General features: G+C 62.4%; 22 protein-coding genes and 1 tRNA gene. 18 read left to right on the top strand and 5 right to left on the bottom strand.

Annotated features, from left to right (window positions below):
• Positions 1 to 69: 69 nt before the first annotated feature.
• The 7 genes from IFT44_RS06525 to IFT44_RS06555 are packed head-to-tail and all read left to right on the top strand — an operon-like array spanning position 70 to position 4,789.
• Positions 70 to 705 carry a MotA/TolQ/ExbB proton channel family protein gene (locus IFT44_RS06525; RefSeq protein ID WP_163007608.1) on the top strand — a complete coding sequence of 212 codons (636 nt, stop codon included), beginning with the start codon at positions 70 to 72 and terminating at the stop codon, positions 703 to 705.
• On the top strand, positions 702 to 1,130 hold the full coding sequence (locus IFT44_RS06530; RefSeq protein WP_122479328.1) for an ExbD/TolR family protein: 429 nt from the start codon (positions 702 to 704) through the stop codon (positions 1,128 to 1,130). Before IFT44_RS06525 ends, IFT44_RS06530 begins: the two co-directional genes overlap by 4 nt.
• Positions 1,130 to 2,125, top strand: a complete 996-nt coding sequence (gene lpxK / locus IFT44_RS06535) for a tetraacyldisaccharide 4'-kinase (RefSeq protein WP_192175610.1) — start codon at positions 1,130 to 1,132, stop codon at positions 2,123 to 2,125. The genes IFT44_RS06530 and lpxK overlap by 1 nt, the downstream gene beginning before the upstream one ends.
• A 25-nt stretch (positions 2,126 to 2,150) precedes the next feature.
• Positions 2,151 to 2,336: a Trm112 family protein gene (locus IFT44_RS06540; protein ID WP_122479326.1), complete on the top strand. Its 186-nt coding sequence runs from the start codon at positions 2,151 to 2,153 to the stop codon at positions 2,334 to 2,336.
• Complete coding sequence (gene kdsB, locus IFT44_RS06545; protein ID WP_192175611.1) at positions 2,333 to 3,097, top strand: 3-deoxy-manno-octulosonate cytidylyltransferase; 765 nt, start codon at positions 2,333 to 2,335, stop codon at positions 3,095 to 3,097. Before IFT44_RS06540 ends, kdsB begins: the two co-directional genes overlap by 4 nt.
• A 35-nt stretch (positions 3,098 to 3,132) precedes the next feature.
• Positions 3,133 to 4,155 (top strand): UDP-N-acetylmuramate dehydrogenase, encoded by a 1,023-nt coding sequence (gene murB, locus IFT44_RS06550; RefSeq protein ID WP_192175747.1) that lies wholly within the window; start codon positions 3,133 to 3,135, stop codon positions 4,153 to 4,155.
• 40 nt (positions 4,156 to 4,195) lie between these two features.
• Entirely contained in the window at positions 4,196 to 4,789 is a 594-nt protein-coding gene (locus tag IFT44_RS06555) for a nucleotidyltransferase family protein (RefSeq protein WP_192175612.1), read from the top strand.
• A gap of 65 nt (positions 4,790 to 4,854) precedes the next feature.
• On the opposite strand, the gene IFT44_RS06560 is transcribed toward IFT44_RS06555, so the two are convergent.
• Positions 4,855 to 4,931: transfer RNA gene (locus IFT44_RS06560), tRNA-Met, on the bottom strand.
• Positions 4,932 to 5,185: 254 nt separating this feature from the next.
• Here IFT44_RS06560 and dinB point away from each other — a divergent pair.
• Positions 5,186 to 6,250 carry a DNA polymerase IV gene (dinB, locus tag IFT44_RS06565; protein WP_192175613.1) on the top strand — a complete coding sequence of 355 codons (1,065 nt, stop codon included), beginning with the start codon at positions 5,186 to 5,188 and terminating at the stop codon, positions 6,248 to 6,250.
• Between the two features lie 9 nt (positions 6,251 to 6,259).
• Here the strand turns inward: dinB and IFT44_RS06570 are convergent, their stop codons facing one another.
• From IFT44_RS06570 to IFT44_RS06580, 3 genes are all read right to left on the bottom strand, one after another.
• A complete protein-coding gene (locus tag IFT44_RS06570) occupies positions 6,260 to 7,210 on the bottom strand; it encodes a hypothetical protein (protein WP_192175614.1) in 951 nt (316 codons plus the stop codon).
• 15 nt (positions 7,211 to 7,225) lie between these two features.
• Entirely contained in the window at positions 7,226 to 8,941 is a 1,716-nt protein-coding gene (locus tag IFT44_RS06575) for a proline--tRNA ligase (RefSeq protein WP_192175615.1), read from the bottom strand.
• A 162-nt stretch (positions 8,942 to 9,103) separates the two neighbouring features.
• Positions 9,104 to 10,375, bottom strand: coding sequence for an OprD family porin (locus IFT44_RS06580; protein ID WP_122479320.1), 1,272 nt, complete (start codon positions 10,373 to 10,375; stop codon positions 9,104 to 9,106).
• Positions 10,376 to 11,215: 840 nt separating this feature from the next.
• Between IFT44_RS06580 and IFT44_RS06585 the strand changes: the two genes are divergently transcribed.
• The gene (locus IFT44_RS06585; RefSeq protein WP_192053959.1) at positions 11,216 to 11,647 is read left to right on the top strand and encodes an HIT domain-containing protein; all 432 of its coding nucleotides are present in this window, start codon (positions 11,216 to 11,218) and stop codon (positions 11,645 to 11,647) included.
• Positions 11,644 to 11,850, top strand: coding sequence for a SlyX family protein (locus IFT44_RS06590; protein ID WP_049861523.1), 207 nt, complete (start codon positions 11,644 to 11,646; stop codon positions 11,848 to 11,850). The genes IFT44_RS06585 and IFT44_RS06590 overlap by 4 nt, the downstream gene beginning before the upstream one ends.
• A gap of 63 nt (positions 11,851 to 11,913) precedes the next feature.
• On the opposite strand, the gene IFT44_RS21225 is transcribed toward IFT44_RS06590, so the two are convergent.
• On the bottom strand, positions 11,914 to 12,504 hold the full coding sequence (locus IFT44_RS21225) for a cold-shock protein (RefSeq protein ID WP_049861522.1): 591 nt from the start codon (positions 12,502 to 12,504) through the stop codon (positions 11,914 to 11,916).
• Positions 12,505 to 12,818: 314 nt separating this feature from the next.
• On the opposite strand from IFT44_RS21225, the gene IFT44_RS06600 reads away from it, so the two are divergent.
• The 8 genes from IFT44_RS06600 to ruvB all read left to right on the top strand — a co-directional run bounded on the left by IFT44_RS06600 (position 12,819) and on the right by ruvB (position 19,372).
• Positions 12,819 to 13,289 carry a Dps family protein gene (locus IFT44_RS06600; protein WP_192175616.1) on the top strand — a complete coding sequence of 157 codons (471 nt, stop codon included), beginning with the start codon at positions 12,819 to 12,821 and terminating at the stop codon, positions 13,287 to 13,289.
• Positions 13,290 to 13,606: 317 nt separating this feature from the next.
• Positions 13,607 to 13,894, top strand: coding sequence for a ribbon-helix-helix domain-containing protein (locus IFT44_RS06605; RefSeq protein WP_122479717.1), 288 nt, complete (start codon positions 13,607 to 13,609; stop codon positions 13,892 to 13,894).
• A 60-nt stretch (positions 13,895 to 13,954) separates the two neighbouring features.
• Positions 13,955 to 14,176, top strand: coding sequence for an FmdB family zinc ribbon protein (locus tag IFT44_RS06610; protein ID WP_122479318.1), 222 nt, complete (start codon positions 13,955 to 13,957; stop codon positions 14,174 to 14,176).
• Positions 14,177 to 14,277: 101 nt separating this feature from the next.
• Positions 14,278 to 16,053, top strand: a complete 1,776-nt coding sequence (aspS, locus tag IFT44_RS06615) for an aspartate--tRNA ligase (RefSeq protein WP_122479317.1) — start codon at positions 14,278 to 14,280, stop codon at positions 16,051 to 16,053.
• A gap of 105 nt (positions 16,054 to 16,158) precedes the next feature.
• Positions 16,159 to 16,905, top strand: a complete 747-nt coding sequence (locus IFT44_RS06620; protein WP_192175617.1) for a YebC/PmpR family DNA-binding transcriptional regulator — start codon at positions 16,159 to 16,161, stop codon at positions 16,903 to 16,905.
• A gap of 160 nt (positions 16,906 to 17,065) precedes the next feature.
• Complete coding sequence (ruvC, locus tag IFT44_RS06625; protein ID WP_122479315.1) at positions 17,066 to 17,590, top strand: crossover junction endodeoxyribonuclease RuvC; 525 nt, start codon at positions 17,066 to 17,068, stop codon at positions 17,588 to 17,590.
• Between the two features lie 117 nt (positions 17,591 to 17,707).
• The gene (ruvA, locus tag IFT44_RS06630; protein WP_122479314.1) at positions 17,708 to 18,316 is read left to right on the top strand and encodes a Holliday junction branch migration protein RuvA; all 609 of its coding nucleotides are present in this window, start codon (positions 17,708 to 17,710) and stop codon (positions 18,314 to 18,316) included.
• The gene (ruvB, locus tag IFT44_RS06635; protein ID WP_122479313.1) at positions 18,317 to 19,372 is read left to right on the top strand and encodes a Holliday junction branch migration DNA helicase RuvB; all 1,056 of its coding nucleotides are present in this window, start codon (positions 18,317 to 18,319) and stop codon (positions 19,370 to 19,372) included.
• The last annotated feature ends 76 nt before the right edge of the window (positions 19,373 to 19,448 follow it).

Raw genomic sequence — 19,448 nt, forward strand, 5'->3', positions numbered from 1 at the left:
GTCATCGCACGCTTCGACGCGCCTCACCCCTATGGTAGAGTGGCGAACTTTTTCGAGGGGATCGTACCTGTGTGGGAATTGGTTAAGTCTGGCGGCTGGATGATGTTGCCAATCATAGTGAGCTCCATCGTCGCCCTGGCTATCATCGCCGAGCGCTTGTGGACCTTGCGTGCCAGCCGTGTTGCGCCTGCCCATCTGGTCGGCCAGGTCTGGCGCTGGAAGAAAGACAAACAGCTGAGCAAGGAAAAGCTCAAGGAGTTGCGTGCCCACTCGCCGCTTGGCGAGATCCTCGCGGCTGGCCTGGCGAATTCACGCCATGGCCGCGAAATCATGAAGGAAAGCATCGAGGAGGCGGCCAGCCGGGTCATCCACGAGCTGGAACGCTACATCAGTACCCTGGGCACCATTGCCGCCATGGCGCCGCTGCTGGGTCTGCTCGGCACGGTGATCGGCATGATCGAGATCTTCGGCTCGTTCACCGGAGGCGCCGTCAGCGGTAACCCCGGTGTCATGGCAGGCGGTATCTCCAAAGCGCTGGTCACCACGGCTTCCGGCCTCATCGTCGCGATCCCGGCGCTGTTCTTCCATCGCCTGCTGCAACGGCGCATCGACGAGCTGGTGGTGGGCATGGAGCAGGAAGCCATCAAACTGGTGGAAGTCGTGCAGGGTGATCGCGAGGTCGACCTGGCCGAGGAAAAAGCGTGAAGTTTCGTCGTCGCAGTCGGGAAAACATCGAGCTCAACCTGATCTCGCTGATAGACGTCGTGTTCGTGCTGTTGCTGTTCTTCGTCATCACCACCACGTTCACCCGCGAAACCCAGCTGCGTGTCGAGCTGCCCGAAGCGGTGAACGGCGCGCCGGAACAGGCCAGCAACCTCAAACGCATCGACATCGCCATCAGCGCCGAAGGCGTCTATGCGGTGAACAACCAGTTGCTACCGAAAAGCGACCTGCCGACCCTGCTCGACGCCCTGCGTACCGCATCGGCCGGTGACAGCTCGCTGCCACTGTCGATCAGCGCCGACGGCAAGACGCCGCATCAAGCGGTCATCAGCGCCATGGACGCGGCCGGCAAGCTGGGTTTCAGCCAGATCAGCATGATCACCGTCGAGGCGCAGGCGAATCCCTGATGAGCTTCGCCGACCGATTGTCCGCCGCCTGGTATGCCGGCCATCGCGCACTGTGGCTGTTGCGTCCGCTGGAGTGTCTGTACCGCAGTGTCGTGGCGCGCAAGCGTCGGCGATTCGAGGCCGGGCAGGGCGTAATCTACCGCGCCCCAGTGCCGGTGCTGGTGGTCGGCAACATCACCGTCGGTGGCACCGGCAAGACCCCGATGATCCTCTGGCTGATCGAGCACTGCCAGGCGCGCGGCCTGCGCGTCGGCGTGGTCAGTCGCGGCTACGGCGCCAGGCCACCGAGCCTGCCATGGCGGGTCCGCGCCGATCAGGACGCTGCCCAGGCGGGCGACGAGCCGTTGCTGATCGTGCGGCGCAGCGGGGTGCCGCTGGTGATCGACCCCGACCGTGGCCGCGCCGTACGTGCGCTGCTCGAAGCCGAGCCCGTGGACCTGGTGCTCAGCGACGATGGCTTGCAACACTACCGCCTGGCGCGCGACATCGAACTGGTGCTGATCGACGCGGCGCGCGGGCTGGGCAACGGTCGCTGCCTGCCCGCCGGCCCGTTACGCGAGCCAGTCGAGCGCCTGCAGTCGGTCGATGCCGTGCTGTGCAACGGTGCCGCCGGCGATTCGGCGCAAGGCTACGGCCTGACCTTGCAAGCCCGGGCGCTGATCAACGTGCGCAGCGGCGAGCGCCGACCGTTGAGCCACTTCCCGCCAGGGCAGGCAGTGCACGCCGTGGCCGGGATCGGCAACCCGCAACGTTTCTTCGACACCTTGCAGGCGCTACACTGGCAGCCTGTCGCTCACGCTTTCGCCGATCATGCCCGGTTCACGCCGCAGGCCCTGTGTTTCGAGCCACCGTTGCCCGTGGTCATGACCGAGAAAGATGCCGTGAAGTGCCGCGAGTTCGCCGCTGCGGATTGGTGGTACCTGGCCGTCGACGCCCAGCCTTCGCCCCATTTCATCGGTTGGCTCGACCAGCGCCTGACCAGCCTTTTGCCCTGATCCCCTTGCCCTGAAGGATTTTTCCATGGACACCAAACTGCTCGATATCCTCGCCTGCCCGATCACCAAGGGTCCGCTCAAGCTCAGCGCCGACAAGCGCGAGCTGATCAGCAAGGGCGCTGGCCTGGCCTATCCCATCCGCGACGGCATTCCGGTGATGCTGGAAACCGAAGCGCGGACCCTGACCGACGACGAGCGCCTGGATAAATGAGCACGGCTTTCACCGTAGTGATACCCGCGCGGTACCAGTCGACCCGCCTGCCGGGCAAGCCACTGCAGATGATCGCCGGCAAGCCGATGATCCAGCATGTCTGGGAACAGGCCTGCAAGAGCACGGCGGCGCGAGTCGTGGTTGCCACCGACGATGTGCGCATCGAGTCCGCCTGCCGAGCGTTCGGCGCCGAGGTGGTGATGACCCGGGCCGATCATGAGTCCGGTACCGACCGTTTGGCCGAGGTATGCCAGGCTTTGGGTCTGGATGCCGAGTCCATCGTGGTCAACGTGCAGGGCGACGAGCCGTTGATTCCGCCCGTAGTCATCGACCAGGTGGCGGCCAATCTCGCTGCCAGCCACGAGGCCGCCATGGCAACCCTGGCCGAGCCGATCACGGACGTGGAAGCGTTGTTCAACCCCAACGTGGTCAAGGTGGTCACCGACCTGAACGGCCTGGCGCTGACCTTCAGCCGAGCACCGTTGCCGTGGGCGCGTGACGATTTCGCCAATGATCGCGATGCCCTCCCGGCCCAGGTCCCCTACCGTCGTCATATCGGTATCTATGCCTACCGTGCCGGCTTCGTCCAGGATTTCGTGCAGTGGGGCCCTTGCTGGCTGGAAAACACCGAGCGCCTCGAGCAGCTGCGTGCGCTCTGGCACGGGGTACGCATCCATGTGGCCGATGCCGTGCAGGCGCCGCCCGCCGGTGTCGACACCGCGCAAGACCTGGAGCGCGTGCGGCGCCTGCTGGAGGCTTGATGGCAGCCCATGGCAACGTTCCGCCAGCTGAGTCCATGAGTCTGGACATTCGCGCCAATCAGTCGCTCAAGCCGTACAACACCTTTGGTATCGAGGTGAAGGCAGCGTTTCTGGTCGCGGTGCATGACGATGTCGAGTTGATCCAGGCGTTGGCCTGGGCCACCACGAACGGTCTGCGTGCGCTGGTGATCGGTGGTGGCAGCAACCTGTTGCTGACCGCCGACCTCTCCGACGTGCTGGTAGTGCGCATGGCCAGCCGCGGCGTGCGCGTGCTCGCAGAGGCCGGTGATCAGGTGGTGCTGGAAGCCGAAGCCGGCGAGCCGTGGCACCCTTTCGTATTGCAGACGCTTGAACAAGGTCTGGCAGGTCTGGAAAACCTCAGCCTGATTCCTGGAACCGTGGGTGCAGCGCCCATGCAGAACATCGGTGCCTACGGCGTCGAGATCAAAGACGTGTTCGCCGGCCTCACTGCGCTTGACCGGGACACGTTGCAGATACGCGACTTCAGCGCCGCCGAGTGCGCATTCGGCTATCGCGACAGCCTGTTCAAGCGCCAGCCCGGCCGTTGGGTGATCCTGCGCGTGCGCTTCACGCTTTCACGTTCCGCGCCGGTGCATCTGGACTACGGCCCGGTGCGTCAGCGGCTGGCCGAACAGGGAATCCAGCACCCGACGCCCACCGACGTCAGCGCCGCCATCTGCAGCATCCGTCGAGAAAAGCTTCCCGACCCTGCCGAGCTGGGCAATGCCGGCAGCTTCTTCAAGAACCCGGTCGTGACCGCCTCGGTGCTGGACGCCATTCGCAGCGAGCATCCCGATGTGGTTGCCTATCCCCAGGCCGATGGCCTGTACAAACTGGCGGCGGGTTGGCTGATCGAGCGCGCCGGCTGGAAGGGCCATCGCGAGGGCGACGCCGGCGTGCACCGCTTGCAGTCATTGGTGCTGGTCAATCACGGCAATGCATCGGGCAAGCAGCTGCATGCCCTGGCCCAGTGCATCCAGGACGATATCCAGTCACGCTTCGGTGTGGTGCTGGAGATGGAACCCAATCTGTATTGAGCGTCCGTACGGCGCATCGTGACTATCGGAGCCTACCCCCATGTCAGCCATCACCGCCCCCTGTGCCTTGATTCTCGCTGCAGGGCAAGGGCGCCGTTTCCAGGACGCCGCAGGGCAGGGCAGCGACAAACTGCTTGCACGGTGCAGCGGGCTGGACGGCATCGAGCGCAGCGTCATCGAACAGGTGATGCGCAACCTCGGTGATACGCTCGAGCGGCGTGTGCTGGTCACCCGTGCGCACAAGACGCAGGTGATTCAGCTGGGCGAAACCTACGGCTGCGAGGTGGTATTGCTCGACTCCGCAGGCATGGGCGACAGCCTGCGCACGGGTGTCGAAGCCAGTCTGGATGCCGATGGCTGGCTGGTGTGCCTGGGCGACATGCCGTTCGTGACTCCCCCAACGTTCGCCAGGGTAAGCCAGTGCATGGCGCCGGAGCGTATCTGCGTTGCCCATGGCGCTCAGGGTCACGGGCACCCGGTAGGCTTTGGCCGCACCTTTCGTGAGCAGTTGCTGTCGCTGCAGGGTGATCAGGGGGCTCGACGATTGTTCGCCGAGGCACACACGCAACGGGTGGCGTGCGACGACCCAGGGATCTACCGCGATGTGGATCGGCCAGGCGACCTCGTCGGGTAACGGGTCGGCGAACAAATTGCAGGCAACAAAAAAGGCCACTTTTTCAAGTGGCCTTCTTCGTTGTTTGGTTGCGGGAGCCGGATTTGAACCGACGACCTTCGGGTTATGAGCCCGACGAGCTACCAGACTGCTCCATCCCGCGTCTGTGTGGGCTATTCTACAGCGCGGCGCCTGCTTGTCAAACCCTGATTTCAAGAAAACTCTTTTCCATCAATCGCTTAGCTTTGCCGATAGTGCTACGAGTCAGGCGGGGCGGGGCTTCCAGCGGTATTGGGGGGATTTGTCGATGGGCAAAAGAATGCGCGCCGGGCTTTGGCCATGGCGCTTATCGCTGCGAGTGAGATAATACCGTTGTTTTTGTACGATCTTTTACCAGCTTGGTACCCCGCCCAGACCATGACGCAGCGCAAGATCATCCATGTCGACTGTGACTGCTTCTATGCCGCCATCGAAATGCGTGACGACCCCCGGCTGGCCGGCAAGCCACTGGCCGTCGGCGGCTCGGCGGAGCGTCGCGGGGTGATCGCCACCTGCAACTATGAAGCCCGCGCCTATGGCGTGCGTTCAGCCATGAGCTCGCGACACGCGCTCAAGCTGTGCCCCGACCTGATCATCGTCAAACCGCGCATGGATGCCTATAAAGAAGCGTCGCGGGAGATTCAGGGGATTTTTCGCGAGTACACCGACCTGATCGAGCCGCTGTCGCTGGACGAGGCCTACCTCGACGTTTCCGACTGCCCGCATTTTTCCGGCAGCGCCACGCGAATTGCCCAGGACATCCGGCGCAAGGTATCCAAGCGCCTGCACATCACGGTTTCGGCGGGGGTGGCGCCAAACAAATTTCTGGCCAAGATCGCCAGCGACTGGCGCAAGCCGGACGGCCTGTTCGTCATCACCCCGGCACAGATCGAAGATTTCGTCGCCGCCTTGCCGGTCACCAAGCTACATGGCGTAGGCAAGGTCACCGCCGACAAGCTGGCCCGCCTGGGGATCGACAGCTGCCTGGAACTGCGTGAATGGACCAAGCTGGCGCTGGTGCGCGAATTCGGCAGCTTTGGCGAGCGTCTCTACAGCCTGGCACGCGGCATCGACGAGCGCGTGGTGCAGAACGACAGTCGGCGGCAGTCCATCAGCGTGGAAAACACCTACGAGGCGGACCTGCCGGATCTGGCCAGTTGCCTGGACAAGCTTCCAGAGCTGATGCAGACCCTGGCCGAGCGCATCGACCGGATCGACAGCAGCTATCGTCCGGGCAAGCCTTTCGTCAAAGTGAAGTTTCACGACTTTACCCAGACCACCCTGGAACAGGCAGGGGCGGGCAGGGACCTGGAAAGCTACCGGCAGCTACTGGGTCAGGCCTTCGCCCGTGGCGGCAAGCCGGTGCGCCTGTTGGGCATCGGCGTGCGCCTGCTGGACCTGCGTGGGGCCCACGAGCAGCTGGAACTGTTCAGCGACGGCTGACCGGCTGGCTCAGGTCCCGGGATCGGCGACCAGTCGGCCGGTGTCCCTGCGCAGCGACTTGAGGAAATCCTGCTGCAATTCGGGGTCGTTGCGGGTCAGCTCGATCAGGCTCTGTTCCAGTTCGCTGGCTTCGTCTTCCAGGCCCAGTTCGGCCAGGCGCTTGACCCGATACACCCACTGACCGACCTCGTCACCTTCCAGGTCGTCGAAGATCAGCGTGTGCGCTTCGGCCAGTTTGCCGCGCAGGTCCGGGCTCACCGGCAGCAGGGCGCTGGCCCGGGTCTGGGTTTCCTCGTCCACCACGCTCAGTTGCAGACGTGTGACGTGGGTCAGATCCTGTTCCGCAAACGGGTTGTCGAGCAGGTTGATGCGCAACACACCGTTGGCGTCGGTTTCCAGGTCATAGGTTTTGCGGCCGGTGCCCACTTGTACCGGCCGCTCGCTCCATGGCGTGCTGTCGTGCTCCACGCGCCTGTCTGTCTGCACCTCGTCGATACCGGCAAGGTTCTGCTCGGCACGGCCGTTGGACTGCACGTTCATGAACGGATTGAGTCCGGCGAAACCATAGCTGACCCAGTCCTTGGTCACGCTGTCGGGCAGGCTGCCGAAGGTCGCCACGTTCACCACGTTGGCGCCGACGCCGGCGACCACGGCCACCACCCCTAGCGGAATCTCGTAGACTTCACGCCAGGGTTGATAGGGTGTGTAGCGGTCGTAGTGACGTGTGGTCTCGAACGCCGTGACCTCGAAATCCTTGAGTTCGCGAATGCGCACGCGACGTTGCGGCGTCTGCAGCACCTCGGGCTTGCCCAGGTCGATCTGCACGCTGTGTTCGAGCAGCTTGCGCTCGATGCGCTCTTCGTGTTCGTTGCGCTGCGACATCTGGTTGGCACAGCCACTGACCAGCAGGGTGCTGCACAGGGCAGCACCACCGAAGGCCAAGGTAGTTCGCTTGAACATGGTTTCTCGAATCTGTCAGCGGCGCACGCGAGCCTGGATGAAAGACAGGACGTCGTCGACAGGCAAGGCCTGTGCGGCTTCCTCGGTACGGCCCTTGTATTCCAGGTTGCCTTCGGCCAGGCCACGGTCGCTGATGACGATCCGATGGGGAATGCCGATCAGCTCCATGTCGGCGAACTTGATCCCGGGGCTGGTTTTCTTGTCGCGGTCGTCCAGCAGCACTTCGAAGCCCGCCTCGGTCAATTCCGCGTACAGCCGGTCGGTGGCTTCGCGCACTTGCTCGGTTTCGTAGCGCAACGGCACCAGGGCGACCTGGAAAGGCGCCAGGGTATCGCTCCAGATGATGCCGCCAGCATCGTTGTTCTGCTCGATGGCAGCAGCCACCACGCGCGACACACCGATGCCGTAGCAGCCCATGGCCAAGGTCACCGGCTTGCCGTTCTCACCCAGTACCTGGCACTTCATGGCTTCGCTGTACTTGGTGCCCAGCTGGAAGATGTGACCCACCTCGATACCGCGCTTGATGGTCAGGGTGCCCTGGCCATCCGGGCTGGTGTCGCCGTCGACCACGTTGCGCAGATCGGCAATCTCGGGCAGCGGCAGATCGCGCTCCCAGTTGACGCCGAAGTAATGCTTGTCGTCGATGTTGGCGCCCACGGCGAAATCGCTCATGAAAGCTACCGAGCGATCGATGATACAGGTCAGGGGCAGGTTCATTGGGCCCAGGGAACCTGCGCCCGCGCCGATGGCATCACGCAGTTCCGCTTCGCTGGCCATGACCAGCGGATTGGCAACCAGCGGTTGGTTGGCGGCCTTGATCTCGTTCAGCTCGTGATCGCCACGGATGATCAAGGCAATCAATTTGCCGTCTTCGGCGGCGTGGACCACCAGCGTCTTCACGGTCTTCTCGATCGGCAGGCCGAAGTTTTCCACCAGTTGGGCGATGGTCTTGGCGTTGGGCGTGTCGACCAGGCGCAGTTCCTCGAGTGCGGCGCCACGCTCGGTTTCGCGGGGGATCGCCTCGGCCTTCTCGATGTTGGCTGCGTAGTCGGACGTATCGCTGAAGACGATGTCGTCTTCGCCGGACTCTGCCAGCACATGGAATTCGTGGGAGCCGGCGCCGCCGATGGAGCCGTTGTCGGCTTCCACCGCGCGAAACTTCAGGCCCAGGCGGGTGAAGATGTTGCTGTAGGCCAGGTGCATGCGGTCATAGGTGGCCTGCAGCGAGGGCTGGTCGGCGTGGAAGGAGTACGCATCCTTCATGATGAACTCGCGACCGCGCATCAGGCCGAAGCGCGGACGGATCTCGTCACGGAACTTGGTCTGGATCTGGTAGAGATTGATGGGCAACTGCTTGTAGCTGTTGAGCTCGTTGCGCATCAGGTCGGTGATGACTTCTTCGTGGGTGGGGCCGGCGCAGAAGTCACGGTCGTGGCGGTCCTTGAGGCGCAGCAGCTCGGGACCGTACTGCTCCCAGCGCCCCGACTCCTGCCACAGTTCGGCCGGCTGGATGCCGGGCATCAGCACTTCGAGAGCGCCGGCGGCGTCCATTTCCTCGCGCACGATCCGCTCAACCTTGCGCATCACCCGAAGACCCATCGGCAACCATGTGTACAGGCCCGAAGCGAGCTTGCGGATCATGCCGGCACGCAGCATCAGCTGATGGCTGATCACGACCGCATCGGAAGGGGTTTCTTTCTGTGTGGCGAGCAGATATTGACTGGTGCGCATGGTTGACCGTTGTCTTCGCGAAATTTTATCGAGGTCTGGCATTGTACGGGGGTGATTGGGCGACGTACAGGCGTAGGGCCGGGCTTTGCCGGGCGCCGCGATCCAGACGCAGAAAAGCCCGGCAGGGCCGGGCTTTTCGAGGTGAAGCGACCTGCTGGGCTGTTACATGATGCTCAGAGGGTACTCGACGATGAAGCGCAGGTCGTTGTTCGACGGACCGTAGTCGGCATCGTAGGCGTTGTTGGCGCGGTAGATGGCGCTACGCAGGCGGAAGGACATGTCCTTGATCGGGCCTTGCTGAACCACGTACTTGGTTTCGAAGTCCCACTCGTGCTCTTTGCCTTCTTCACCGTTGCTGGCTTCGATGTTGTCGCCAGTGATGTAGCGAGTCATGAAGCTCAGGCCAGGTACGCCGTAGGTTGCCATGTTGATGTCGTAGCGAACCTGCCACGATTTCTCTTCGGCGCCGACGAAGTCGGAGTACTGAACGGAGTTGTTCAGGAACACGGTGCCGCCGCCGTCCACGCCGTAGGCGTAGCCGGTGTCGCCGGAACTGCGCTGGTAGCCCAGGGTGAACTTGTGCGCGCCCAGGCTATAGGCAACCGCGGTGCTCCAGATCTTGTTGTCGACGTCGCCGCCCAGATCTTCGCCCTGGCTCTTGGTGCGATAGGCGTTGAAGTCGAAGTTCAGCGACTGCAGGTCGTCGATCGGCAGGGTGTAGTTCAGGTTGACGTACTGACGCTTCCAGTAATCTTCCACGTCGGACGCAGCGACCGTACCGGTGAAGTTCTTGGTGAAGGCGTAGGTGGCGCCGGCGATGTCGGCGGACTTCAGGCCCAGGGAGTCGTGACCCATGCCGGTCTGCGCGCTCATCGAGGTGAAGCGACCGATGTTCAGGGTCAGGTTGTCGATTTCGTTGCTGGTGATCGACGTGCCGGTAGCGACTTCAGGCAACAGACGGCCGTCATCGGTCGCGAAGACCGGGCTGGCAACGATCTGCTGGCCGTATTTGAGTACGGTGTTGGAGAAGCGGAACTTGACGGCCGCTCCGCCCTTGGTCTGGCTGTGTTCCAGGTTGCCTTCGTCGTCGGCTGCGAACAGGCCGTTGCTGCGGCGACCGGTACCGCCGTCCAGGCGCACCGAACCGAAGCCCATTGCATCGACACCGGCACCGATGGTGCCTTGGGTGAAGCCCGACTCGTAGAACATCTGGGCGCCAAGGCCAGTGTCTTCACGATAGCCCTTGTCGCTGCCTGCGGTAGGGTTGCCTGCGCCGTGCTTGTAGTCACGGTTCATGTACAAGGCACGCAGCTTGAGGTTCAGGGTGCTGTCTTCCACGAAACCCTTGGACTCGTCCTGGGCGGAGGCCAAAGCCAACTGCGAGGTGCCGGCTGTTACAGCCAGTGCGATCATGCTCCACTTCATCACGCGCATCGTGATTTGCTCCTTTGGTTTTTAAGAAGAGTAACCACTGCCTCACCTGTTTTTTTATCTGAGGCAGTTCTTTCTTTTTATGACGGCGCGGAACGTATACCACGCCGGTCATGTTGGCGATACTTCAAGTCCGCTGTTGCATGTCCAGGCTTACAACCACACTTGGGTTGCGTGCCTGCACTAACGTGCGTCATTGATTCACTGTTTCCGTTTGTTCCGGTTTCGTCTTCCCACGTCCCCGGTGACCGTGCTGGGATGAATGCAACAAGCGTGCACAAACGTGCCAGCAGTTCACATATTTTTCACTTTTCTTCCAGTGGTTCGGCCAAGCCCGCGTAAAACCGGCGCATCGGGCCATTCCTGCTTTCCTCGGCAACGAATACCGCTGTGCGAGTGAATCCTGTTTCGCGGCGCAAACGTTACCGCAGGGTGACAAGAGTGGGTAGATTGCGAGGCCTTGATGCACCGAGACCTTCCCTGGTGGACCTTTTTGGTGCGAAAGGTGACGTCCTGAATGGCAAGGCTAGACCACCGACAGGAATTGGCAACGCTGTGCCCACGTAAAGAAGGACCGCTTGTCAGGCAGTTACGCGCGGTACTGCATAAAGCGCGTGAACTGCAGCGAAAGGCGGTTCGGCAAGCCCTGATGCCGCGGGCGATCCTGGGGCGGAAGGCACCAAAACCGTGCTTCCCTTACGACTCGGTGCGAGATGCGCCGGTTGCAGGCATGTCGAGTTGATGCCGGTGGGTTCGGAAAAAACCGATCAGGCACGCTATCCTTGGCATTCGATGATTCGCGGCCATGCCTCGATCCCCCATTCCTTCCTGTGGAGAACGCCCGTGTTCAGCCTGGATGCCCGACTTGCCGGAGACGCTCATGTCATCGGTGACTTCGCACTTTGTCGCCTGCTGCTCAGTAATGACGCCAGGTATCCCTGGTTCATCCTCGTGCCGCGACGCCCGGAGATCACCGAGGTGTTCGAACTCGATGACGCAGACCGTGAAGTGCTGTGGAGCGAAACCAATGCATTGGCAAAGTTGCTTCACCAGCACTATGGCGCCGACAAGATCAACATCGCGACCCTGGGCAATGTCGTGAGTCAGTTGCACATGCACGTGATCGTTCGCTACCGGGCCGACGCGGCCTGGCCTGCGCCCGTGTGGGGCAAGCTGCCGTCCATGCCATACACCGCCGAGCAATTGGTGGCGGTTCGCCAGAGGCTGGCAGGCGTGCTGGGCACCGATTTCGTTTTCACGGAGGGCAGGGCATGAGTCTGGAAGATCGCGTGATGGAGCTGGAGACACGTCTGGCTTTTCAGGATGACACCCTGTCTTCGCTCAGCGACGAACTGATCCTGCAACAGCGGGCGATCGAGCGCCTGCAGATGCAGTTGGCCGCGCTGCTCAAGCGTCAGGAAGAAATGGTCGGCCAGTTCGAAACGGCTACCCAGGAGGCGCCGCCGCCGCATTACTGAAATCTTTTTTTCGGCAATGAAAAACGCGGGCAATGCCCGCGTTTTTTTATTGCTGCATTGGAGTCAGCGACGTGGCGATGCCGCAATCACGTCTTCGGCCTGCAGACCCTTGTCACGGTTCATGACCGAGAACTCGACCCGTTGGCCTTCGACCAGCACGCGATGGCCTTCGCCACGAATGGCACGAAAATGCACGAAGATGTCGTCGCCGGAATCGCGGGAAATGAAGCCGAAGCCCTTCGACGTGTTGAACCACTTCACCGTACCGGTATCGCGGTTGGTCATGTCGTACTGCACGGCGCTGGGTGCCGGTGACGCGCGGTAGAAGCTGATCGACAGGTGCGCCAGGCACGCGAGCAGTGCGCACAACAGGCCCGGCAGGATGCCGATGGCCGGCAGCGGCACCAGCAACGTCAGGGTCTGGGTGATCACCGAGGCAACCAGCAGCACACTGACCAGATTTTGCAACAGATGACGTGGGCCTTTGTTCCAGCGCGGTATCACTGGAGCCAAAAGCAGGTTGAGCAGACCGAACAGCGCCAGGTAGATTGCGTCGGGTTGTTGCAGGTAAGGCGCTACATCGGCCCGCAGGCTTGGTATGAACGACAGCAGCACGGCCGCTGCGCCCGTCAGGAGGTGGACGATTTTCAACATTTGATTGGCTCACTCTAAGATCAGGCATCAGGAAGAGCTGATACCGCAACAAGCACAGCGTTGGGGTGACAATAATTGCCGAGCATCTGCAGGGATCAGCCTATGCGCCACGGCTTGATGAATCGCCCCGGCGGCACGCGGTCTATTTAACAGCAAAGCCCGATCCTTCTCAAATCGGCCAGAGCGCCGCCCGACGCCGTCGGGCGGATAGCCTGCGCAACTTGCCCGAGGCCGGAGCTGCGTGGGTCGATGGGTCTTGGTAAAGTGGGCATCCACCCGTGGTGGTATACATTCATCGTCATCAAGGACATCACATGGCAATCGATATCGGCATCAGCGAAGAAGATCGCAAATCGATCGTGGACGGCCTGTCCCGTCTGCTTTCCGACACCTACGTCCTGTACCTCAAAACGCACAGCTTCCACTGGAACGTGACCGGCCCGGCTTTCCGTACCCTGCACCTGATGTTCGAAGAGCAATACACCGAACTGGCGCTGGCCGTGGACTCCATCGCCGAGCGTATCCGTGCCCTCGGTTTTCCCGCGCCTGGCGCCTATTCGGTCTATGCCCGCCTGTCTTCGATCAAGGAAGAGGAAGGGGTGCCCTCGGCCCAGGACATGATCAAGCAACTGGTCGAAGGCCAGGAAGCCGTTACCCGCACGGCCCGCGGTATCTTCCCGCTGCTGGACAAGGTCAGCGACGAGCCGACGGCCGACCTGCTGACCCAGCGCATGCAGGTGCACGAGAAGACTGCCTGGATGTTGCGTTCGCTGCTCGAAGGCTGATCCCTGGCGACACGGCGGCGCCTTTTGCACTGCTGCGCCCGCCGTGTCGATCCAGCTTTTCCCGCTTGCCACCGGCCTGGGTGCGGGGGTTCGCTCCTACCCAACGACGCCGCTCTTCGTACGTATGCACTTCCGTATTCCCCTGTCGTCATCGTTCGCCGATACGCTTCCATAGATCCGTCAGCACACCTCCAGGGTTGGAGGGGCGATCATCTAGGAAGCACTGATCCATGGAACGGAACATCATCGTCACCCGGGCGCGCCAGCTCGATCGATCGAGCAAGCTTGCCGTCGATCCCTACTCGGACAACTTCGACATGGGCCTGGCCAGGCCTGTCTCGCGTTCGGTTCGCTTGAACGGTTTCGCCACCTGCCTGCGCCTGGAACGGATCTACTGGGAGATTCTCGAGCGCATCGCCCTGGCCAATGAATGCACGGTGAACGCGCTGCTTTCCTACGTCGACCGCGAAGTGCACCTGCGCCATGGCGGCGTCAAGAATTTCAGCGGACTGGTGCGGGTAGTCTGTGTCACCTACTTGATGGGACGTGATCGAACGTCGTCTGTTACCTTGGACGGCTGCGCAGCGTCGATTAACCGGATATAATCCCGCGTTTCGCCCTGGCGCCGCTTGCGCCGCGGTCATTTGGTTGCCGAGACACTACCCATGCCGATGTACGACTATCAATGTGCTTCCTGCGGTCATCAGATGGAAGTCATTCAAAAGATCAGCGCCGAGCCTTTGACCGATTGCCCTGCCTGCCAGGCGCCACAACTGAAAAAGGTGCTTTCCATGCCGGGCTTCCGCCTCAGCGGCACCGGCTGGTACGAGACCGATTTCAAGACCGGCAACAAGAAGAATCTGGCAGGCGGCGACAAGGCCGAGTGAATTGCCCGGCCCCGGCCTGCTCCTGCACTATGTCCAGGGTGCCGCGTGTCCAGCTACACGCCGTCATCGAATCATGAATTACGAGAAGTGAAACCACTACTATGATGCGCAGCCACTATTGCGGCCAACTGAACGAGACCCTGGAAGGTCAGGAAATCACCCTGTGCGGCTGGGTCCATCGCCGTCGCGACCATGGCGGGGTGATCTTCCTCGACATTCGGGATCGTGAAGGCATGGCCCAGGTGGTCTTCGACCCCGATCGCGCCGACAGCTTCGCCGCCGCCGATCGCGTGCGCAGCGAGTACGTGGTCAAGGTCACCGGCAAGGTCCGTGCGCGGCCCGCCGGCGCAGTCAATCCAAACATGGCGTCTGGCGCCATCGAAGTGCTGGGCTACGAGCTCGAAGTGCTGAACGAAGCGGAAACCCCGCCGTTTCCGCTCAACGAGTACTCCGACGTGGGTGAGGAAACGCGCCTGCGCTATCGCTTCATCGACCTGCGTCGTCCCGAAATGGCCGAGAAGCTGCGCCTGCGCTCGCGCATCACCACCAGCATTCGCCGCTACCTCGACGAAAACGGTTTCCTCGACGTCGAAACGCCGATCCTGACCCGTGCCACCCCCGAAGGCGCACGTGACTACCTGGTGCCCAGCCGTACCCACCCCGGCAGCTTCTTCGCCCTGCCGCAGTCGCCCCAGCTGTTCAAGCAGCTGCTGATGGTGGCCGGTTTCGATCGTTACTACCAGATCGCCAAGTGCTTCCGCGATGAAGACCTGCGTGCCGATCGTCAGCCCGAGTTCACTCAGATCGACATCGAGACAAGTTTCCTCGACGAGAGCGAAATCATCGGCATCACCGAAACCATGGTGCGCAAGCTGTTCAAGGAAGTGCTCGACGTCGAGTTCGGCGATTTCCCGCACATGACCTTCGAAGAAGCCATGCGCCGCTACGGCTCGGACAAGCCCGACCTGCGCAACCCGATGGAACTGGTCGACGTCGCCGATCAGCTCAAGGATGTCGAGTTCAAGGTCTTCAGCGGCCCGGCCAACGATGCCAAGTGCCGCGTTGCCGCACTGCGCGTTCCAGGCGGGGCGAGCATGCCGCGCAAGCAGATCGACGATTACACCAAGTTCGTCGGCATCTACGGCGCCAAGGGCCTGGCCTACATCAAGGTCAACGAGCGCGCCAAGGGCGTCGAGGGCCTGCAGTCGCCGATCGTCAAGAACATCCCTGAAGCCAACCTCGACGTGATCCTGGATCGCGTTGGCGCGGTCGATGGCGACATCGTGTTCTTCGGTGCCGACAAGGCCAAGATCGTCAGCGAGGCATTGGGTGCGCTGCGCATCAAGCTGGGCAACGATCTCGACCTGCTGACCTGCGAATGGGCGCCGATGTGGGTCGTCGACTTCCCGATGTTCGAAGAGAACGACGACGGCAGCTTCAGTGCGCTGCACCATCCGTTCACCGCACCCAAGTGCACGCCTGCCGAGCTGGAGGCCAACCCGGCCACTGCCCTGTCGCGCGCCTATGACATGGTACTCAACGGCACCGAGCTGGGCGGCGGTTCCATCCGTATCCACCGCAAGGACATGCAGCAGGCCGTGTTCCGCCTGCTCGGTATCGAAGCTGCGGAACAGGAAGAGAAGTTCGGCTTCCTGCTCGACGCGCTGAAATACGGTGCACCACCCCATGGTGGCCTGGCCTTCGGCCTGGACCGTCTGGTCATGCTGATGACCGGTGCGCAGTCGATCCGTGAGGTCATCGCCTTCCCGAAAACCCAGAGCGCCGCGGACGTCATGACCCAGGCGCCTGGCGTGGTCGATGCCAAGGCGCTGCGTGAACTGCACATTCGCCTGCGCGAACAGCCCAAGGCCGAGTAACTGCTGACAGGGCGCATCTTCGGATGCGCCCTTGCGTTGGGCGGTGGAAAAACCTTGCCAGGGGCAGGGTTCGTATGGGTAACACACAGAAACTGGAGTTGCGTTATGGCTGGTCATTCCAAGTGGGCGAACATCAAGCACCGCAAAGAGCGCCAGGATGCCAAGAGGGGCAAGATCTTCACCAAGTGGATTCGTGAGCTGACCGTCGCTGCCCGCCAGGGCGGCGGCGAGCCAGGTTCCAATCCGCGTCTGCGCCTGGCGCTGGACAAGGCGCTGAGCGCCAACATGAGTCGCGACATCATCGATCGCGCGATTGCACGAGGCACCGGGGCAGCCGGCAGCGACGACGTGGTCGAGCTGAGCTACGAGGGCTACGGACCTCGTGGCGTTGCCGTGCTGGTCGAATGCATGACCGACAACCGCAACCGGACCGCTGCCGCGGTGCGCCATGCGTTCAGCAAATGCGGGGGCAATCTGGGTACCGATGGCTCGGTGGCGTATCTGTTCGAGCGCAAGGGGCAGTTGTCGTTCGCCCCGGGCGTCGATGAGGATGCGTTGATGGAGGCGGCCATGGAGGCCGATGCCGACGACATCGTGACCCATGGCGACGGCTCGATGGACGTGTTCACCTCGTTCGCCAGCTTCTACTCGGTGGGCAATGCGCTGCAGGCGGCCGGTTTCAATGCCGATGAAGCCGAGATCGTCATGGCGCCGACAACCAGTGCCGAACTCGATGCGGAAGGTGCCGAGAAGGTGCTGAAGCTGATCGACATGCTCGAAGATCTGGATGATGTACAAAACGTCTATTCCAACGCCGAGATATCCGACGCCGTGATGGAGCAGCTTGGCTGATCGGCTTGTGTGTTTCATCTAAGCCATGCTTTACCAGTGCCGGCCTCTTGGCCGGTAGATGGCTCGCCGCCCGCGGCGCTCCCACATGCTATGCACACCCATGTGGGAGCGGGTTCTACCCGCGAAGGCGTCAGCCGTGTTCCTCACTACTGCAGGCTTTATGACTTTAATTCTTGGAATCGACCCAGGCTCGCGCATCACCGGGTTTGGCGTCGTGCGTGAAACCGGACGCGGTTGCGAATACGTGGCTTCGGGCTGTATTCGTACCGGCGGCGGACTGCTGCATGATCGTCTGCAGATCGTTTTTCGTGGGGTGCGTGAGGTGATCCAGACCTACGGTCCGGTGACCATGGGCATCGAGCGGGTGTTCATGGCCCGCAACGCCGATTCGGCCCTGAAGCTGGGTCAGGCGCGCGGCGCTGCCATCGTCGCAGCGGCGGAGGAGGGGCTGGAGATCGCCGAGTACAGTGCCACCCAGGTCAAGCAGGCCATCGTCGGCACCGGTGCCGCCAACAAGGAACAGGTACAGATGATGGTCATGCACCTGCTCAAACTGACCCAGAAACCCCAGATCGATGCCTCCGATGCCCTGGCCATCGCACTCACCCATGCGCACACCCGATCCAGCCTCATGCCCCACGGCCTGAGCGCGGCCCGCAGTCGCGGTGGGCGTCTGCGCCTGTAGCGGCTTACATCGTTTCAAACTTTTTTGCTTGCAGCTCACCTCAGTCCTGTAATGATGGCCCTTGAACTGGCCCGCATGAACAGGGCGTGACTGCGCCTTCCGACAAAGGATTCATACGTGATTGGACGCCTGCGCGGTACCTTGGCTGAAAAGCAGCCGCCGCACCTGATTCTCGACGTCAACGGGCTGGGCTATGAGCTCGAAGTGCCGATGACCACGCTCTATCGGCTGCCGCCGGTCGGCGAAAGCGTGACCCTGCACACCCACCTGGTTGTGCGTGAAGACGCTCAGTTACTCTATGGCTTCTATGAAAAGCGCGAGCGCGAGCTGTTCCGTGAGCTGATCCGCTTGAACGGCGTCGGCCCCAAGCTGGCACTGGCGCTGATGTCGGGGTTGGACGTCGACGAACTCGTGCGCTGCGTGCAGGCTCAGGACACCTCGGCGCTGGTGAAGATACCCGGCGTGGGCAAGAAGACCGCCGAGCGGCTTCTGGTCGAACTCAAGGATCGCTTCAAGGCCTGGCAGACCACGCCGAGCATGTTCGAGCTGGTGCCCAGCGGGCCGCAGGGGCCGGCGCCGGTCAACAGCGCCGAAGCCGATGCCGTCAGTGCGCTCATCTCCCTGGGCTACAAGCCCCAGGAGGCCAGTCGCGCCGTGGCGGCCATCGACGCCAAGGGGCTGAGCAGCGAAGAATTGATCCGCCGCTCGTTGAAGGGAATGATCTAAGTGATCGAAGCCGACCGTCTGATCGCCGCCACCGGCCGCGATCGGGAAGAAGTACAGGATCGGGCCATCCGCCCGCTCAGCCTGGCCGACTACATTGGCCAGCCCACCGTGCGCGAGCAGATGGAGCTGTTCATCCAGGCTGCGCGCGGGCGCAGTGAATCCCTGGATCACACCTTGATCTTCGGCCCGCCCGGGTTGGGCAAGACGACCTTGGCCAATATCATCGCCCAGGAAATGGGGGTGTCGATCAAGAGCACGTCGGGGCCGGTACTGGAACGGCCGGGCGACCTGGCTGCCCTGCTCACCAACCTGGAACCCCACGATGTGCTGTTCATCGACGAGATCCACCGGCTGTCGCCCATCGTCGAGGAAGTCCTGTATCCGGCCATGGAGGACTTCCAGCTCGACATCATGATTGGCGAGGGTCCCGCGGCACGTTCCATCAAGCTCGATCTGCCGCCGTTCACCCTGGTCGGGGCCACCACCAGGGCGGGCATGCTGACTAATCCGCTGCGTGACCGCTTCGGTATCGTCCAGCGCCTGGAGTTCTACAGCACCGCGGACCTTGCAACCATCGTCAGTCGATCGGGCAATATCCTCAACCTGGAGATCGAGGACGAAGGTGCCTTCGAGATCGCCCGCCGCGCCCGCGGTACGCCGCGAATCGCCAATCGCCTGCTGCGCCGCGTGCGCGACTTCGCCCAGGTGCGTGGCAAGGGGCACATCACCAAGCCCATCGCCGACCTGGCGCTGAACATGCTCGACGTCGACGAGCGCGGCTTCGACCACCAGGATCGCCGGCTGCTGCTGACCATGATCGAGAAGTTCGACGGTGGGCCGGTGGGTGTCGACAGCCTCGCCGCAGCCATCAGCGAAGAGCGCCACACCATCGAGGACGTCCTGGAGCCTTACCTCATTCAGCAGGGCTACATCATGCGCACCCCGCGCGGCCGGGTCGTGACGCGCCACGCCTACCTGCATTTCGGTCTGAACATTCCCAACCGGCTGGGCGACATGCCGGGCAGCGATGCCATGTCCGAAGAAATCGACGCATGAAAGGCCCCTCGCACAGCGACCTAATTCGGCTTTCCGTGGTCCTAGGGGCTGACACGGCTTTTGCATGGCCCTTGCC

Source organism: Pseudomonas sp. CFBP 13710 (genome assembly GCF_014842235.1).
GTDB lineage: Bacteria > Pseudomonadota > Gammaproteobacteria > Pseudomonadales > Pseudomonadaceae > Aquipseudomonas > Aquipseudomonas baltica.

What these genes read in the sequence shown, in the direction of transcription:
- IFT44_RS06575 (WP_192175615.1), bottom strand. Translation starts at nt 8,941, where the DNA reads ATGCGCACCAGTCAATATCTGCTCGCCACACAGAAAGAAACCCCTTCC.
- kdsB (WP_192175611.1), top strand. Translation starts at nt 2,333, where the DNA reads ATGAGCACGGCTTTCACCGTAGTGATACCCGCGCGGTACCAGTCGACC.
- IFT44_RS06605 (WP_122479717.1), top strand. Translation starts at nt 13,607, where the DNA reads ATGGGCCTGGCCAGGCCTGTCTCGCGTTCGGTTCGCTTGAACGGTTTC.
- IFT44_RS06570 (WP_192175614.1), bottom strand. Translation starts at nt 7,210, where the DNA reads ATGTTCAAGCGAACTACCTTGGCCTTCGGTGGTGCTGCCCTGTGCAGC.
- ruvC (WP_122479315.1), top strand. Translation starts at nt 17,066, where the DNA reads ATGACTTTAATTCTTGGAATCGACCCAGGCTCGCGCATCACCGGGTTT.
- dinB (WP_192175613.1), top strand. Translation starts at nt 5,186, where the DNA reads ATGACGCAGCGCAAGATCATCCATGTCGACTGTGACTGCTTCTATGCC.
- IFT44_RS06580 (WP_122479320.1), bottom strand. Translation starts at nt 10,375, where the DNA reads ATGCGCGTGATGAAGTGGAGCATGATCGCACTGGCTGTAACAGCCGGC.
- murB (WP_192175747.1), top strand. Translation starts at nt 3,133, where the DNA reads ATGAGTCTGGACATTCGCGCCAATCAGTCGCTCAAGCCGTACAACACC.
- aspS (WP_122479317.1), top strand. Translation starts at nt 14,278, where the DNA reads ATGATGCGCAGCCACTATTGCGGCCAACTGAACGAGACCCTGGAAGGT.
- IFT44_RS06590 (WP_049861523.1), top strand. Translation starts at nt 11,644, where the DNA reads ATGAGTCTGGAAGATCGCGTGATGGAGCTGGAGACACGTCTGGCTTTT.
- IFT44_RS21225 (WP_049861522.1), bottom strand. Translation starts at nt 12,504, where the DNA reads ATGTTGAAAATCGTCCACCTCCTGACGGGCGCAGCGGCCGTGCTGCTG.
- IFT44_RS06620 (WP_192175617.1), top strand. Translation starts at nt 16,159, where the DNA reads ATGGCTGGTCATTCCAAGTGGGCGAACATCAAGCACCGCAAAGAGCGC.
- IFT44_RS06610 (WP_122479318.1), top strand. Translation starts at nt 13,955, where the DNA reads ATGCCGATGTACGACTATCAATGTGCTTCCTGCGGTCATCAGATGGAA.
- IFT44_RS06540 (WP_122479326.1), top strand. Translation starts at nt 2,151, where the DNA reads ATGGACACCAAACTGCTCGATATCCTCGCCTGCCCGATCACCAAGGGT.
- IFT44_RS06555 (WP_192175612.1), top strand. Translation starts at nt 4,196, where the DNA reads ATGTCAGCCATCACCGCCCCCTGTGCCTTGATTCTCGCTGCAGGGCAA.
- IFT44_RS06600 (WP_192175616.1), top strand. Translation starts at nt 12,819, where the DNA reads ATGGCAATCGATATCGGCATCAGCGAAGAAGATCGCAAATCGATCGTG.
- lpxK (WP_192175610.1), top strand. Translation starts at nt 1,130, where the DNA reads ATGAGCTTCGCCGACCGATTGTCCGCCGCCTGGTATGCCGGCCATCGC.